This is a genomic window from Corynebacterium mendelii (assembly GCF_017307055.1).
GTDB lineage: Bacteria > Actinomycetota > Actinomycetes > Mycobacteriales > Mycobacteriaceae > Corynebacterium > Corynebacterium mendelii.
This window is the reverse complement of record NZ_JAFLEQ010000014.1, coordinates 117,267-130,520: the sequence shown is the minus strand read 5'-3', so window position 1 is coordinate 130,520 and position 13,254 is coordinate 117,267. Positions and strand designations below refer to the sequence as shown.

At 62.9% G+C, this 13,254-nt stretch carries 13 protein-coding genes and 2 tRNA genes; 11 read left to right on the top strand and 4 right to left on the bottom strand.

Annotation, left to right across the window (positions count from 1 at the left end):
• Positions 1-248: 248 nt before the first annotated feature.
• A complete protein-coding gene (locus JZY06_RS07935) occupies positions 249-584 on the bottom strand; it encodes a FluC/FEX family fluoride channel (protein ID WP_207279016.1) in 336 nt (111 codons plus the stop codon).
• Complete coding sequence (locus JZY06_RS07930) at positions 581-916, bottom strand: CrcB family protein (RefSeq protein ID WP_207279015.1); 336 nt, start codon at positions 914-916, stop codon at positions 581-583. The genes JZY06_RS07935 and JZY06_RS07930 overlap by 4 nt, the downstream gene beginning before the upstream one ends.
• A gap of 240 nt (positions 917-1,156) precedes the next feature.
• Here JZY06_RS07930 and pgm point away from each other — a divergent pair, with 240 nt between their 5' ends.
• The 5 genes from pgm to JZY06_RS07905 all read left to right on the top strand — a co-directional run bounded on the left by pgm (position 1,157) and on the right by JZY06_RS07905 (position 5,004).
• Entirely contained in the window at positions 1,157-2,815 is a 1,659-nt protein-coding gene (gene pgm / locus JZY06_RS07925; RefSeq protein ID WP_207279014.1) for a phosphoglucomutase (alpha-D-glucose-1,6-bisphosphate-dependent), read from the top strand.
• Between the two features lie 188 nt (positions 2,816-3,003).
• A complete protein-coding gene (locus tag JZY06_RS07920) occupies positions 3,004-3,522 on the top strand; it encodes a DoxX family protein (protein WP_330617205.1) in 519 nt (172 codons plus the stop codon).
• 334 nt (positions 3,523-3,856) lie between these two features.
• Positions 3,857-4,642, top strand: a complete 786-nt coding sequence (locus tag JZY06_RS07915) for a DsbA family protein (RefSeq protein ID WP_207279013.1) — start codon at positions 3,857-3,859, stop codon at positions 4,640-4,642.
• A gap of 172 nt (positions 4,643-4,814) precedes the next feature.
• Positions 4,815-4,887: transfer RNA gene (locus tag JZY06_RS07910), tRNA-Ala, on the top strand.
• Positions 4,888-4,931: 44 nt separating this feature from the next.
• Positions 4,932-5,004, top strand: a tRNA-Ala gene (locus JZY06_RS07905).
• A 400-nt stretch (positions 5,005-5,404) separates the two neighbouring features.
• Here the strand turns inward: JZY06_RS07905 and JZY06_RS07900 are convergent.
• Positions 5,405-6,028 (bottom strand): TetR/AcrR family transcriptional regulator, encoded by a 624-nt coding sequence (locus JZY06_RS07900; RefSeq protein ID WP_207279012.1) that lies wholly within the window; start codon positions 6,026-6,028, stop codon positions 5,405-5,407.
• 333 nt (positions 6,029-6,361) lie between these two features.
• On the opposite strand from JZY06_RS07900, the gene JZY06_RS07895 reads away from it, so the two are divergent.
• Both JZY06_RS07895 and JZY06_RS07890 read left to right on the top strand, forming a co-directional pair.
• On the top strand, positions 6,362-6,784 hold the full coding sequence (locus tag JZY06_RS07895; RefSeq protein ID WP_207279011.1) for a pyridoxamine 5'-phosphate oxidase family protein: 423 nt from the start codon (positions 6,362-6,364) through the stop codon (positions 6,782-6,784).
• Between the two features lie 142 nt (positions 6,785-6,926).
• Positions 6,927-7,691 (top strand): fructosamine kinase family protein, encoded by a 765-nt coding sequence (locus tag JZY06_RS07890; protein ID WP_330617204.1) that lies wholly within the window; start codon positions 6,927-6,929, stop codon positions 7,689-7,691.
• A 225-nt stretch (positions 7,692-7,916) separates the two neighbouring features.
• Here the strand turns inward: JZY06_RS07890 and nadE are convergent, their stop codons facing one another.
• Positions 7,917-8,780, bottom strand: a complete 864-nt coding sequence (gene nadE / locus JZY06_RS07885) for an ammonia-dependent NAD(+) synthetase (protein ID WP_207279009.1) — start codon at positions 8,778-8,780, stop codon at positions 7,917-7,919.
• Between the two features lie 366 nt (positions 8,781-9,146).
• Here nadE and ykgO point away from each other — a divergent pair, with 366 nt between their 5' ends.
• From ykgO to nrdE, 4 genes are all read left to right on the top strand, one after another.
• Positions 9,147-9,269: a type B 50S ribosomal protein L36 gene (ykgO, locus tag JZY06_RS07880; RefSeq protein ID WP_005288826.1), complete on the top strand. Its 123-nt coding sequence runs from the start codon at positions 9,147-9,149 to the stop codon at positions 9,267-9,269.
• Positions 9,270-9,874: 605 nt separating this feature from the next.
• Positions 9,875-10,108 carry a glutaredoxin-like protein NrdH gene (gene nrdH / locus JZY06_RS07875; RefSeq protein WP_207279008.1) on the top strand — a complete coding sequence of 78 codons (234 nt, stop codon included), beginning with the start codon at positions 9,875-9,877 and terminating at the stop codon, positions 10,106-10,108.
• Positions 10,109-10,314: 206 nt separating this feature from the next.
• Positions 10,315-10,755, top strand: coding sequence for a class Ib ribonucleoside-diphosphate reductase assembly flavoprotein NrdI (gene nrdI, locus JZY06_RS07870; protein ID WP_207279007.1), 441 nt, complete (start codon positions 10,315-10,317; stop codon positions 10,753-10,755).
• A 300-nt stretch (positions 10,756-11,055) separates the two neighbouring features.
• Positions 11,056-13,215 carry a class 1b ribonucleoside-diphosphate reductase subunit alpha gene (gene nrdE / locus JZY06_RS07865; RefSeq protein WP_207279006.1) on the top strand — a complete coding sequence of 720 codons (2,160 nt, stop codon included), beginning with the start codon at positions 11,056-11,058 and terminating at the stop codon, positions 13,213-13,215.
• Positions 13,216-13,254: the final 39 nt, after the last annotated feature.

The following is a 13,254-nucleotide window of genomic DNA, read 5'->3' as shown; positions in this document are numbered from 1 at the left end:
TGACCGTGCATTCCGCAGCCAGGTGGCGTTGGGTGTGACAGAGCTGTGGGGTGTCGCCGGGGCTGCTGGTTAGGGTGGCCGGTCCAGCCATTGGATGGTGGGCCGGTTCACCATGTGAAAGAAGATCAGCGCGCACCGGAGTCCAGCAAACGGCAGCGGCATGGCGGCCGGGTTCAGTGGGGTGCGGTGCCGGCGTGTGTGTGACGGGTCGGCTGGGGCTGTGGATACGGGGAGTGCTTTTGTCCGCTCTAGATAAATGCTGCGGCGCCAAAAGCGACGAAGCCGCACACCAGGGTGGAGGCGGTATAAACCAGCGCTGTGATGCGGTCGGTTGTGATGAGTTCACCGATCTCTTTCGCCAGGGTCGACCATGTTGACAGCGCCCCGGCGAAACCCGCGGCGACCACGGCAGCACCAATATCATCGAGGTCGAAGCGCACCGCCAAACCCATGACAATGCAGGCCAGGATATTGGCGGTCCACGTGCCCCACAACAACGGCAGGAGCTGGCGCAGCCACCACCGCAGCTGACCGCCTGCAAAAGCGCCTGCCACGACAGCGGCAATGATGAACGGGGGAGTCATGATGCCACCTTTGTTGCCGGGCTGGTGCCGGGGCTGAAACGGTCACCGGCCAGGTATCCGCCGGTGCACAGCACCACCGTCACCACAACATAGGCGGCACCCGCCACAATGGAACCGGTGGTTGACAGGGCGATGAAAGAGGAAAAAGAGGTCAACCCCCCGAGGATCCCCACGCCCACGGTTTCTTTCGGTTTGGCGTAGCCCATCAGGGCGCTGCCGGCCACATTGATCAGCAGCAGCCAGTAGATATCGGGGCCGGGAAGGCCCATCAGCAGCATCCGGAGCAGTGCGCCGACAGCCGCCCCCACGCCTATCATCAGTGAGGTCTTCATGAAATATCAGGCTACCCCGCGCCAGCGGCCGGGCGGTGAAACTGTTGCGGCCTGTGACTGGCGGCCACCTGGGGCGGGGAAGAAAAACCATCGTTTGTGGTAGCGGGCGGCGGGGGAAAAGACCACAATGGAGGCTGTGGTGTTGTCCGCACCAGCCTGTGGTCGTCTGTTGGCCCGGTGAGTGTGCGGTACCCACGATTTTTCCCTTTTAATCCGACCAACGAGGAGCACCTCTTACCCATGGCCCACGAACGCGCAGGTACCCCGGCACGCGATTGCGATCTGATCGATATCGCCGAAGTCGTCACCGCCTACTACACCCGCACACCCGATGCGGAAAATCCCGACCAGAAGGTGACGTTCGGAACGTCCGGTCACCGGGGTTCCTCGCTGGACACGGCCTTCAACGAGGCTCATATCCTGGCCACAACCCAGGCGATTGTCGACTACCGCAAACGGCAGAACATCACCGGCCCGGTGTTTATCGGCCGTGACACCCACGCCCTGTCGGAACCGGCGATGATTTCCGCGATGGAGGTGCTGCTGGCCAATGACATTGAGATTCTGGTGGATGCCGCCGGCCGCTACACCCCCACCCCGGCTGTCAGCCACGCCATTTTGGCCCACAATGCCGCACTTCCCGGCGGGGTGACCGGAACCGATCCGAAACGTGCCGACGGCATTGTCATTACCCCGTCGCACAACCCGCCCCGGGACGGTGGTTTCAAATACAATCCGCCCAACGGTGGGCCGGCCGACACCGATGCCACCGACTGGATTGCCGCACAGGCCAACCGGTACCTGTTTGAGGGGCTGCGCGGGGTGGAGCGCACCCCCGTGGACGGGGTGCTTGATTCCCGGGCCAATAAACACGACTACATGCAGCACTACATCGCCGACCTGCCCAATGTCGTCGATATTGAGGCCATCGCCGCATCGGGCCTGACCATCGGCGCCGATCCGATGGGTGGGGCCTCGGTCGACTACTGGGGGGCGATTGCCGACACCCACGGGCTGAACCTGACTGTGGTCAACCCGAAAGTCGACGCCACCTGGCGGTTTATGACCTTGGACACCGACGGAAAAATCCGCATGGACTGCTCGTCGCCGGATTCGATGGCATCGCTGGTGAAAAACCGCGGCAGCTTCGATATCGCCACCGGCAATGACGCCGACAGTGACCGGCACGGCATCGTCACCCCGGATGCGGGTCTGATGAACCCCAACCATTACCTGGCGGTGGCCATCGACTACCTGTACCGCCGCCGCAGCAACTGGTCTGATTCGATTGCAGTCGGCAAAACCCTGGTGTCGTCGTCCATGATCGACCGGGTGGTCGCCGATCTGGGGCGCACCCTCATCGAGGTCCCGGTCGGCTTCAAATGGTTCGTGCCCGGGCTGATTGACGGCACCATCGGTTTCGGCGGCGAGGAATCGGCCGGGGCGTCCTTCCTGCGGCGCAACGGCGAAGTCTGGTCCACCGACAAAGACGGCATCATTCTGGATCTTCTGGCCAGTGAAATCACCGCCGTCACCGGCAAAACCCCCTCGGAGAAGTACCAGGAGTTCGCCGACAAGTTCGGTGCCCCCGTCTACGCCCGTACCGATGCGCCGGCCAACCGGGAGCAGAAAGCGGTGCTGAAGAAACTCTCGCCCGACCAGGTCACAGCCGACACCCTGGCCGGTGAGAAAATCACCGCCAAGCTCACCGAAGCCCCCGGCAACGGGGCAACAATCGGCGGGCTGAAAGTCACCACCGACAACGCCTGGTTCGCCGCCCGCCCCTCCGGCACGGAAGACAAATACAAAATCTACGCCGAGTCTTTCAACGGTGAAGAACATCTGGCGAAGGTGCAGCAAGAAGCGCAGGCCCTCGTCTCCGAGGTGCTCGGCTCCTGAACCCGGTAAAACACAACCACCCCCCGGCATTGCCCGCCGGGTGATAGCACCCGGCGGTCCCGGCCACCCCGTGAGCCTTCCTCAGGCTCACGGGGTGGCCGTTGGTGTGGGGGGAGAGTTTCTTCCCGGGGGAGGAGGGGGAGTTATTTCCCACCCGGCCACCCGGCCCGGATAGTAGGGTTTTTCCCGTGACCGAAACCAGCAGCACCCCGCCCAGTCCTGTATCAGTGACCCGCAGCACCGGTGGCAGCACCCTGGTGCTGGATACCATCAGTTTCCTGGCGCGTTTCGGCCTGGCGGCGGTGTGGCTGTATTCCGGCTGGGTGAAAATCACCGACCCGTTGGCCACCAAACAGTCGGTCAACGCCTACAAGCTGTTTTCCCCCGACATGGTCAACTTCATCGGCACCGCCCTGCCGCCGGTGGAGATCGCCCTCGGGGTGATGCTCGCCATCGGCCTGCTGCTGCGGCTGACCGGGGCCGTCAGTGCCGTGATATTTCTCGGCTTTATCGCCGGCATCGCCTCCGCATGGGCCAGGGGGCTGACCATCGACTGCGGGTGTTTCGGCACCGGCGGGGACAACCCGAATGTCACCGGGTGGACCTATGCCACAGAAATTCTTAGGGACCTGCTGTTTGTGGCCATGGCCTGGTGGACGGCCTGGCGCCCGTTCAACCGTTTCGCTTTCCCGCCGGGAAAGAAATAACCGGCCCTGAAAAAACCGGCCGTATCGGTTTGCCTGTTTCCCACCCCACCCCGCGGCTGTCCGGCCGCGGGGTGGGGGCGTCTATGACGGGTCCTAGGATGTTGACATTTTTTTCACAGGGTTTTGCCAACCACTGCCGGTAGGGTCAATCTGCCGGGGTGCCGTGACCGGCCCGGCACCGACCGCATAGACTGCTGGTGGCCATGTCCGCTGACCCTGTGGGATCACACCTGCGGGAAGTCCCCGCACCACCGGCGTGCGTGAATGATCAACGACAACAATCCCCGGGCCTGCCGGACCCGGATCGTGAAGAGGAACGGAAACAACTCCTACCGTGAGTACCAAGATCAAGTCCCCCAACGACAAGGGACACGGCTTTGTGTGGACCCTTATCGCCGTCGTGGTGATTATCGTCGCCGTGATCGCCTACATCATTGTCTCCAGCAACAAAAAGCAGGAGGAGGCCGTCCAGGCAGAGATGGAACAGGTGTCGATGGTTGTCTCCACTGACGCCGACCACATCACCCTGTCCGCCGACAAGCCCCAAGAGGACGCCAGAGTTGTCGACCTGTACGAGGACTACTCCTGCCCGCACTGCGGCGATCTGGCGAAAGCCACCGACGATTCGATGAAACAGCAGATCGAAGCCGGTACTCTGATCGTCAACGTGCACCCGCTGAACTTCCTCGACGGCGGCGACTACGGGCACTCCACCATGTCTGGGGTGGCCGCGGAAACCATTGCTGAAGCATCCGAACCGGTGGTCTACTGGAACTACCGCAAGATGCTCTTCGACAAGCAGCGCGACATCTACTCGGCGTGGAAGATGGATGACTTCGCCGACGCCGCGAAAAAGATGGGCGCGGCCAACGATGTGGTCGACAAAATCCGCGGCGAAGAACTCAAAGACAGCTACGAAAAGCAGGCCGCGGCCAACTCCGACAAGCTGCGTGAGGCCATCGGCAAAGTGTCCTCCCCGCAGGTCATCGTCGACGGTGTGTCTCTGTCGCTGGCCAATGACGCCGGCACCGATTTCGCCGACTGGCCGAAGAAACTCGTCGACGGCGGCTACGATGACGCCATCGCCGAAGGTGGGAAAGCCACAGCCGACGCCAAGTAGCCACCGTCTTGTCCCCGCCGAAGCGGGAAACCGTCCCACCTGTTGTTCCCGTCCGGGAACAACAGGTGGGACATGTTTTTTCTGTTTTGATCCCACACCGCCTGACTGGCCCGTCAGCTGGTGATTTGGTGGCTGTGGCGGTCGCGTGTACATTAGGGGAGTCCGTTTTTAAGGGGCTATGGCGCAGCTGGTAGCGCACCACACTGGCAGTGTGGGGGTCACGGGTTCGAATCCCGTTAGCTCCACTGGTTGTCAAACGCAACCGAGACAAATACATATTTTTCTTTACGGGGCTATGGCGCAGCTGGTAGCGCACCACACTGGCAGTGTGGGGGTCACGGGTTCGAATCCCGTTAGCTCCACCGGTAAACCCCGCCTAAGCATGCAGCTTGGGCGGGGTTTTTCTCGTTCTTCGGCAGTGTCCGGAATCCGGCCCCCACGACAATCGCCACGACAATCCCCACGGTATCTGAAACAATCCGCGCCGGGGCGGGGGAGTAGGGGGCGTGGGGACCGCTAGAAAAAAAAGGGGCCGGGGCCGGGACCGGGGTGCGGGGGATACATGTGATCCCACGACATTCATGTCGTGGGAAGCGACATGATTTACCGGGCGCCCACGGACATGTTTTTTCTGCCAGGTCAACCCTGGTGGGGCTGGTGTGGTCGTCTTGCCGGGCGGGGTGTGGCAGGGAGAAAAACAATCCCCCGCCGCCTGCTTTTTTAAAAAAGCAGGCGGCGGGGGAACAACCGGCGGTGGTCCGGTTACCTGGTGAGCTGGGCTGCCGCACCGTCAAGGGTGATGTCGATGCGGTCGGACCACCACTGGTAGTGGTCGGCCCGCATGGCGCCGAAAGCATTGGAATCCAGCTGCCGCCCGGTGGCGGGCTCCCACTGGCCGGCGGGCGTGTTGTGCATGTGTTCGTCGGCGTGCTCGAGCTTGTGGATCGACGAACAGGTGATGTCGAGAATGGTCTCCAGGATCAGCAGCGCCTGGCGGGGGTTGAAACCGTAGTCGATGAGCACCTCGACGGCCGTGGCGGTCAGCGAGCTGGTCTGCTCCGGGGGCGGGGAATCCAGTTCGAAGATGACACCGGCCATACCCGGGTGCGAGTTGAGCATCACCCACACCCGTTCAGCGATCTCCCGGAGGTATTCACGCCATGAGGAATGGTCGATGACGAAGTCGGTGTCGTCGACCACCCGGCTGATGGCCGCCAGCAGCAGTCCGCGGCGGGAATTGATGTGCCGGTACAGCGAGGATTGTTCCACCCCGAGATGCCGTGCCACCGAGGTCGTCGACACCCTGTCGAATCCCACCTCGATGACGGCTTTTTCGATCATTTCCCGGTTGATGCGGGCGGGCCTTCCCGGATGTGACCGCGTCATGTGCTTGTGCTCCTTCCGACTTGTTCAGCAAAAAACACCGGTATCCCTCAGCTGGGCCGGTCACCCGCTGCTCGTCCGGGTCCCCTCCCATCGGGGGCATGTGACACGCGTCGGGTGTGCCCTCGGCGGGTGAGGGCGTTAACAGTCCAATTTACCCTGCCTGCCGCTGCCGGTGGGAGTGATAGATAGTGTGATGCTCCTTCCCGCCGGTCGTCGCCGGATGATCGGGTTGCCCCACATGCCGGTAGCGGGCGGTGCGCGGCGGCGGCGCAACGGTGTGACTTTGCGCAATCGTGGGCACATCCGGGCCGCGGGAATGCAACAATGGTGGACATGGCTGACCACGATGATGTTGTAACGGTATTGAGCGATGACGAAGCCCTGGAGCTGATGGGCACCCAGGCTTTGGGGCGGCTGGTTGTCAGACGCAAAGATGACATGGATATTTTCCCGGTCAACTTCTGTGTTGACGACGGCAGGATTTACATCCGCACCGCCGAGGGCGCGAAACTGTTTTCCCTCTCGCTCAACGAGGATGTTCTTTTCGAGGCTGACTCCCACAGCGATGACGCCGCCTGGTCGGTGGTGGTCAAAGGCAACGCGACAGTGCTGAGCGACAACCGGGACATCCAGTACGCCGACACCCTGCCGCTGAAACCGTGGCTGCCGACACTGAAATACAACTTTGTGCGGATTACCCCGACCACGGTCTCCGGGCGGAGGTTCCGCCTCGGGGAAGAACCGGAACGCTACTAATTGTTCCCCTCCCCATCGTGTGCCCCGCCAAGTTGCGGGTTGATCCCCGTGCGGTGGTGGTGGGATGGGGCGACGAGCATGAGCAATCAATGATGGTGCGCTTGATGCGCCGGAAGCGGTAACAGTGACGGATAATCTGTTTGTGAAACGGCCCGCCGACCCGGAAGCGGCGGCCGCGGAAATCCAGGGCCTGCGGTGGCTGGCGGAAGCGGGGAAAGACTTCGTCGTTGCGGTGCCACCGGATATCGACGGCGCCGACGGGGTGGTGGCCACCGTACGGCTCGGCCGGTGCGCCCCGACCGCCGGGCAGGCCCGGCGGGCCGGGGAACTGCTGGCTGTCATGCACCGCGCCGGGGCGGAGGCCTTCGGCAGCCCACCGGCCCCCGGCGGGGTCACCTGGCGGGGGCGCACGTTCATCGGCCGTCTGCCCCAACAGTGTGTCCCCACCGCAGATTGGGGCGAGTTTTATGTCACCCAGCGGGTGATGCCCTTTGCCGAGCAGGCTCATGCCCGCGGCAACCTTGACACCCGCGGACTGGCTGTGGTGGAGACAGCCTGCGCCGCTGTGGCGGGGGCGGATTTTTCGGCGGTGCCGGTCAGCCGCATCCACGGGGATCTGTGGGCGGGCAATCTGTTGTTTACCCCTGACGGGCCGAAAGTCATTGATCCGGCGGCCCACGGCGGGCACGCGGAAACCGATTTGGGCATGCTGGCGCTGTTCGGGGCACCGTTTTTCAACGACATCATCGACGGCTACCGGTCGGTGACACCGCTGGATCCTGACTGGGCGGATTTTACTGCCCTGCACCAGCTGCACCCGCTGGCCGTCCACGCCACCACCCACGGTCCCGGCTACGCCGGGGAACTGGTCGAGGCCGCCCGCCGCACGCTTGCGGTGATCGGCTAGCCCGCCGGGGAGGGGTGGAAGTGCACGCGTCTCCGGCTGACCGGTGATGGAAGGAAATACCTTCCACGGCCTGCTGCGCCCCGCCGGGCAGGGGAGGGGGTGTCGGGGAGGGAGGGGAAGCTCACAACCATCGGGCGGCCGTCCCCGTACAGGGGCAAGGCCGTGTGATGGTGCACGGCGACCGCCCACCGTCATCTGCCGGGTGCGGGTTACCGCGGGGGAAAACTAGGTCGTTTTCCACCAGGTATCGTCCGGGGTGACCGGCAGGTGGCGCTTGTGGCGGCCGACGGCCCACAGGTGCTCCAGGCGTGCGCGGGCCGTGTCGGCGATGGTGCCGCCTTCCAGATAGTCGTCGATCTGGGTGTAGGTCACTCCCAGGGCTTCCTCGTCGGGAAGAGCCGGGCGGTCGTCTTCCAGATCGGCGGTGGGAACTTTTGTCCATGTCGACGGCGGGGCGCCCAGATACTCCAGCAGGGCTGCGCCCTGCCGTTTGGTCAGGCCCGCCAGGGGAAGAACATCGGCCGCACCGTCGCCGAATTTGGTGAAAAACCCGGTGATGTTTTCCGCGGCATGATCGGTGCCGATGACAATGAGATCCCGGTCCCCGGCGATCGCGTACTGGGCGATCATGCGCGCCCGGGCTTTGACATTGCCCTTGTCGAAATCGTCGATTTCCCCCTTCCCCAGCGCCGCGGCGACAGCAGCGTCCATGGCGTCGACACTGTCTTTGATATTGACCCGCACGCTGGTGTCCGGGCGGATGAACTCCAGGGCTGTTTGCGCATCATCCTCATCGGCCTGGATACCGTAGGGCAGCCGCACCGCGACGAATTCCGCATCCCCGCCGGCCGCCCGGACTTTTTCCACCGCCAGCTGCGCCAGCCGCCCGGCCAGGGTGGAATCCTGGCCGCCGCTGATTCCCAGCACATAGCCCTTCAGCCCGGTGGCGGTGAGGTAGTCGACGAGAAAACCGATGCGGCGACGGGCCTGTTCGCCCGGATCGATGGTGGGCTGGGCGCCGGTGTCACGGATAATCTCCTGCTGCAGATCCCCGCTGGCAGTGCTGTCATTGGCTGTGTTGGAGTCCATGCTGCCCGATCATACGGGGCGGCGGGGTATGCTGCGGTTTGCCCGTACACCCGCCCGCCGGTTACGATGTTTACCCGTGTCACGAGCGCAGGTGCCGTGCACCGTATTTTGGTGCACGTAGTTACCCCCCGCAGCTTCAACCGTCACCGGTAGCGGGAAGAGGTAACGCACTGTGCACGGACAGTCCCGACAGGATGCACGTGGCAGGCGGCCGCAGGGCCGCTGTTTTGTCGCTTCGGTGCTATCCAGTGGATGACGGTCCGCGCCGGTATCAGCCGGTGACAAATGAAAACCGTGACGTCTTTGTCCACTTATCCCGCCGGCAGCGCCCCAAGCCGCCGCCGACACCAACGAAAGGAGCGCCCGATGAAGGTCCGCAAATCCCTTCGGTCGCTGAAGAACAAGCCGGGCGCCCAGGTTGTGCGCCGCCACGGCAAGGTCTACGTGATCAACAAGAAAGATCCCCGTTTCAAGGCCCGCCAGGGCTAGCAAACGCCGCCCGTCGACCTGTCTCCGTCACTGACGGCCGGGTGGACAGGCGGACCGCATCTTTTCTCCGGCCCCCGCCGCATGCCTGCCATTTCCGGCAGGCCCGCGGCGGGGGTTTCGGCATGTCCGGGCCACCCGGATGGCCCCTGACCGTGGTTGTTTCGGCAGTTCAGGACTAGTATTGGTGGGTTATTGCAGGGGTGGTTGCCCCGGCAGTGCCCACCGGCCGAGTATGTCGGCAGCTCCTCCCACCCCCGTCGGCCCCCACGGGGGCGAAGGGCAAATATAACGTTTTGGTAACGCTGGGATGGGGCGACCAGCGGAAATGACAGGGGTGTTCTTTCCGGGGTTGCCACCGGTGTGATTTATCCGGGTGGTCTGGATGAACATCTGGTGCGAAGCGATGGGGCAACCTGGGACTTTCAATCATGTAACTACTACATGTTGTGGTCGTTGCATCCTGACACCCCCAGGTATAGTGTTTTTCTCGGTTGCTCCGAAACGGGGCCGGTGGAGAGAAACCGGTCGGAGAGCAGCATTCACAGCCGAAGAGCGCACCAGCCGCCGGCAGCCGCCGGCCGAAGACGAGAAGGTAAATCCCAGCTATGTCGATCACCCTTTACACCAAGCCCGCTTGCGTCCAGTGCACCGCCACCAAAAAGGCCCTGGATCGTGCCGGCCTGTCCTACCGTACGGTCGATATCAGCATGGATCCGGAAGCCCTCGACTACGTCAAGGCGCTCGGCTACCTGCAGGCTCCCGTCGTCGAGGTCGACGGTGAGCACTGGTCGGGCTTCCGCCCCGACCGTATCCAGAATCTCTCCGCGCAGGTCGCCTAAGGGCTTGTGTGCGGGGGGCGCACAGGGGTCCGGGCGTGACTGCATCAGCACGCTGCCGGGCCCTTATTTTTGTCCCGATGTAGTGTACGTACCACCGAACAATTGGATCATGCCGGACGGTGCCGGGGTGAACAACCCGGCCCGCCGGTACCGGGGCCTTGAGTTGGATCGCCCCTTTTTGGTCCGCCAGGAGCCGCAGCCGCGCCATGCTAGTCGTCTATTTTTCCTCAGCCACCGAAAACACCCACCGTTTCGTCGGCCACCTGGGACTGCCCAGCGCCCGGATTCCGCTGCGCAGAAGCGACCCCGACCTGGTCGTTGACGAACCCTATGTGCTGATCTGCCCCACCTACGGGGGAGGGGTCTCGATCAGCGGCCGGGAACCACGCCCGGTACCGCACCAGGTGATCAGGTTTTTGAACAACGAACACAACCGGTCGCTGATCCGGGCGGTCATAGCCTCCGGGAACACCAACTTCGGCTCCGATTTCGGCAAAGCCGGCGATGTGATCGCCGCCAAATGCAACGTGCCCTACGTCTACCGTTTCGAATTGATGGGAACCCCGGAAGACATTGACGCGGTGCGCCGCGGCTTGCTCGACAATGCCGAGGCCCTGGGGCTGCACACACTCGAGGCTGTCGGCTAGGACCTCCCCCCAGACTTCAGGGTGCGGGGGCACCTGCAGTGGCTGACGATGACCGGCCACACCGCACCCAACTGCATCAGACGGCCACACCGGCCCCACCGGATACCCATCCACGGGCGCGCCCGCCGCGAACTCGGTAGTGTGCACCCCTGTGGGCCGATTCGATACCCATCCGGCTGAATCTTTTTCCCTTTCCCCGCCCTGCCGCACCCGATGCCGGTCGGCCGGGGCACCCGCCCCCGGCGGGTGGCCACATCACTGAACGCACACCATCATCACCGAAGGAACCCCAAGCGCCCTATGGATACCCACGGCAAAAAAGTCGCCGAACCGGTCAGCGAACGCGAACAGCTCGACTACCACGCCCTCAACGCCTTGCTGAACCTCTACGACGACAACCACAAGATCCAGTTCGACAAGGACCGTGAGGCCGCGAACCAGTTTTTCCTGCAGCACGTCAACCAGAACACGGTGTTCTTCCACGATCTGGAGGAAAAATTCGAGTATCTGCTCGACAACAACTACTACGAGCGGGAACTGGTCGATCTCTACGACTTCGAGTTCATCAAAACGCTGTTCAAGCGGGCCTACGGAAAGAAATTCCGTTTCCCCACGTTCCTCGGGGCGTTCAAGTACTACACCTCCTACACGCTGAAAACCTTCGACGGGCGCCGCTACCTGGAGCGCTACGAGGACCGGGTGTGCATGGTGGCGCTGAAGCTGGCTGACGGTGACGAGCAGATGGCCTGTGACCTGGTCGACGAGATTATGGCCGGGCGTTTCCAGCCGGCCACCCCGACCTTCCTCAACTCCGGTAAAGCAGCCCGCGGTGAACCGGTGTCCTGCTTCCTGCTGCGCATCGAGGACAATATGGAATCGATCGGCCGGTCGATCAACTCCGCGCTGCAGCTGTCCAAACGTGGCGGCGGTGTGGCGCTGTTGCTGTCGAACCTGCGGGAAGCCGGGGCGCCGATCAAACGGATCGAAAACCAGTCGTCCGGTGTGATCCCGGTCATGAAGCTTTTGGAGGACTCCTTCTCCTACGCCAACCAACTCGGCGCACGCCAGGGGGCCGGGGCGGTCTACCTGTCGGCCCACCACCCGGACATCCTGAAATTCCTCGACACCAAACGCGAAAACGCCGACGAGAAAATCCGCATCAAAACCCTCTCGCTGGGGGTCGTCATCCCCGACATCACCTTCGAGCTGGCGAAAAAGAACGAGGACATGTACCTGTTCTCCCCCTACGATGTGGAACGGGTCTACGGCAAAGCATTCGCCGATATCTCGGTGACCGAGCACTACCGCGACATGGTCGAGGATCCGCGCATCCGCAAAACCAAGATCAATGCCCGCCAGTTCTTCCAGACGCTGGCGGAAATCCAGTTCGAATCCGGCTACCCGTACATCATGTTCGAGGACACCGCCAACAAGGCCAACCCGGTCAAAGCCGGCCGGATCACCCTGTCGAACCTGTGCAGCGAGATCCTGCAGATCTCCACCCCGTCGACCTACAACGCCGACTTGAGCTACTCCCACATCGGGGAAGACATCTCCTGCAACCTCGGCTCGCTCAATATCGCCAAAGCCATGGATTCACCGGATTTTTCCCGCACCATCCGCACCGCCATCAAAGGGCTGACCGCCGTATCCGAGCAGACCTCGATTGACTCGGTGCCGTCGATCAAAAAAGGCAACGACGCCGCCCACGCCATCGGTTTGGGGCAGATGAACCTGCACGGCTACTTCGGCCGCGAGGGCATCCACTACGGCTCCGAGGAAGGCCTTGATTTCACCAACGCCTACTTCGCCGCGGTGATGTACGAGGCGATCAAAGCCTCGATGGAGATCGCCCGCGAACGCGGGGAAAAATTCTCCAAATTCGACCAGTCCGACTACGCCACCGGCGCGTTCTTCGACCGCTTCGATCCGGAAGAATTCAAACCCACCACCGAGCGGGTCAAGCAGCTGTTCGCCCAATCGTCGATCCACACCCCGACCGCCGGGGAGTGGGCGCAGCTGAAAGCCGATGTTGCGGAACACGGCATGTTCAACCGCTATCTGCAGGCCATTCCGCCGACCGGGTCGATCTCCTACATCAACAACTCCACCTCGTCGATCCACCCCATCGCCTCCCGGATCGAAATCCGCAAGGAAGGGAAACTGGGGCGGGTCTACTACCCGGCGCCGTACATGACCAACGACAACCTGGAGTACTACAAAGACGCCTACGAGGTCGGCTACCAGGCGATCATCGACACCTATGCGGTGGCCACCAAATACGTCGACCAGGGGCTGTCGCTGACGCTGTTTTTCAAAGACACCGCCACCACCCGGGAGATCAACAAAGCCCAGATTTACGCCTGGCGCAAAGGCATCAAAACCATCTACTACATCCGGCTGCGGCAGACCGCACTGACCGGAACCGAGGTTGAAGGCTGCGTGTCCTGCATGCTCTAGCGGCATCGGCCGCGGCCTCGCCGGTTGCGGGCCATCCGG